A 1,964-nucleotide genomic window follows, 5' to 3' on the forward strand; every position below is an offset into this window, starting at 1 on the left:
GGGGCATTTCTCGGGTATCGGTGACCCAAGTGCCTGTCGTCGTTCTATGTTCCGATGAACTGGCTGGGGTGGTAGGAAACCTTGCCGTCCGATGATTGTTATCGGCTTTTCCCACTAGCCCGAGAAATTGGGGCGGTTTCGGGGGCATTTCGAGGGTGAGCACGGGGCATTTCTGACCGTTAGAGAGGGCGTTAACGAGTGCCGATAGGAGCTGACGAGACCGCTGGCTGGTGCTGACGACGTCCGAAGGACTGGACCGCTGACGAGTCGTTCCGGGGGCTGACGGGTGGTCGCTGGCGCTGAGCGGGTGGGGTCCGCAGCGGAAACTTGTAATGGCGCTCTGTGTCCCAGTTCACAGAACCACTCATTCATCCAAGTTAACGTGGCGTCATCAATGGGAGGGCGTAATGCTTCGCAAGGCTTCAAATACCTGGCACACTCGCACCGAACACGCAGTAACCATGATACACCCAGTTGTGCGTATCTTGCGTCATTGCACCCAGATGCAACGCCAAGTGAACCGCTATTATTGAATTCGAGTGCGGGTAACCGTTTTTCGGAAGTCAGATTCTGTGCGCTACGCAAAGGTTGGATAACTGGCTGTTTCGGGCTCTAAGCGGTCAGGCCGATCCGCTAACGGTTGTCGCCGGGCGTTGATACCTTCCTGAACGGTAGTGCCGAAGCGGACGTTCGAGCAAAGCGCAGCGAAAGACTAATTTGAGCCAAAACAGGAATGCCTCTCCACTAACCGTTAGAAAGTGCTATGACAGCAAATTGAAAGCCAAGAATACAGCGGGAGCTATCTACTTAGCCTAACTTCTTTGACCTGTTGCGTGAATATAATGCTAGCCCAAGAAGCGCAGTTATCAGCAGCCAAGATGAAGTGGGCAGCGGAACTGGCGCAACGAACAAGTCCCCTTGAATCGAAACCAATGACCATGTGCCAGGCTGAGAGCTTCCGATGGTATTTATGGAATCGTGATACCAATCATAAATGCCATTTGAATCTGGAGTAGTTGAGCCGAAAAAACCATCTGGGGGACCGTCCAACCAAAACGCGGTACCCGTCAGGTTGCCAGAGGCATTCGTTTGCATTCTGAAGTCAGTTCCAGCCACAGTGTTCGTGAGATCTGCATAATTAGTAATATAACCCAGCACACCTTGTACCGGTCCCTGTGGGGTTAAGCCTGACGAACCGGGAAGAAAAAAAGAAATATTGGCGTCGAACAGAGACTGACCGAGCAAATACTCGTCAAGAATAAGTGTCGCACTAAAGCCATTTTGGATTGTTGCAGTGCCATCATTGTTATCCACTATTTGGTCCAACAATGCACCTTGATAATGGTAAGTGAAGGTTGCCGCATTAACAGGCAACGCCCATAAAAAAACTATTGCCAGAAAGAAATGTCGCATCTAACTCCCCACAGGAAAATAAGTTTACGAAACAATTATCGCATCGCTGTATAAGTTGCGTCAACTATTGGAACAAATCGGTCTGAAAACGCGAACTCCAACCCTTAGGGTCAGGATGCATTGATTTCCGCTGCGCGGCAGGCCACGGCGAACAGAAGACTGTGATGATAGACCCCACGCACTTGAAGGCACAGCGACCAGTCTGGGCGTCAAAAAGAGGGGCGTGGACGCCTGATTGGTCGGACCAAGGGCGGCATGAACACCAAGCTGCACGCCATATGCGACAGCCAAGGACGCACGCTGAACCTGTTCGTGACTGCAGGACAGGTAAGCGATTACATCAGTGCCCGTGCACAGGTGAGCAGTTGGCCTAAGGTGGACTGGCTGCTTGGAGATTGTGGCTATGACACCGATTGGTTTCGAGAAGCGTTGAAAGACAAAGGGATACCCGCACAACCCCGAGAAACCGAGAACCCTCCTGCATCTAAATAAAGAAGCAACTGCAGGAGTATGATCCATGAAGTACCTGTCTGCCCTCGGCGTTCTCGTCG

Annotated in this window: 1 protein-coding gene and 1 pseudogene; one reads left to right on the top strand and one right to left on the bottom strand. The window is 51.7% G+C overall.

Annotated features, from left to right (window positions below):
- Positions 1-807: 807 nt before the first annotated feature.
- Positions 808-1,413 (bottom strand): VPLPA-CTERM sorting domain-containing protein, encoded by a 606-nt coding sequence (locus tag AC2FJZ_RS22275; protein ID WP_496780410.1) that lies wholly within the window; start codon positions 1,411-1,413, stop codon positions 808-810.
- A gap of 134 nt (positions 1,414-1,547) precedes the next feature.
- On the opposite strand from AC2FJZ_RS22275, the pseudogene AC2FJZ_RS22280 reads away from it, so the two are divergent.
- A pseudogene (locus tag AC2FJZ_RS22280) lies at positions 1,548-1,866 on the top strand (transposase); the annotation flags it as partial.
- Positions 1,867-1,964: the final 98 nt, after the last annotated feature.

It is taken from the genome of Ruegeria sp. CDSA079 (assembly GCF_059612245.1).

Bases quoted from the DNA above. Each gene is read 5' to 3' on its own strand.
- AC2FJZ_RS22275 (WP_496780410.1), bottom strand. From the start codon at position 1,413: ATGCGACATTTCTTTCTGGCAATAGTTTTTTTATGGGCGTTGCCTGTT.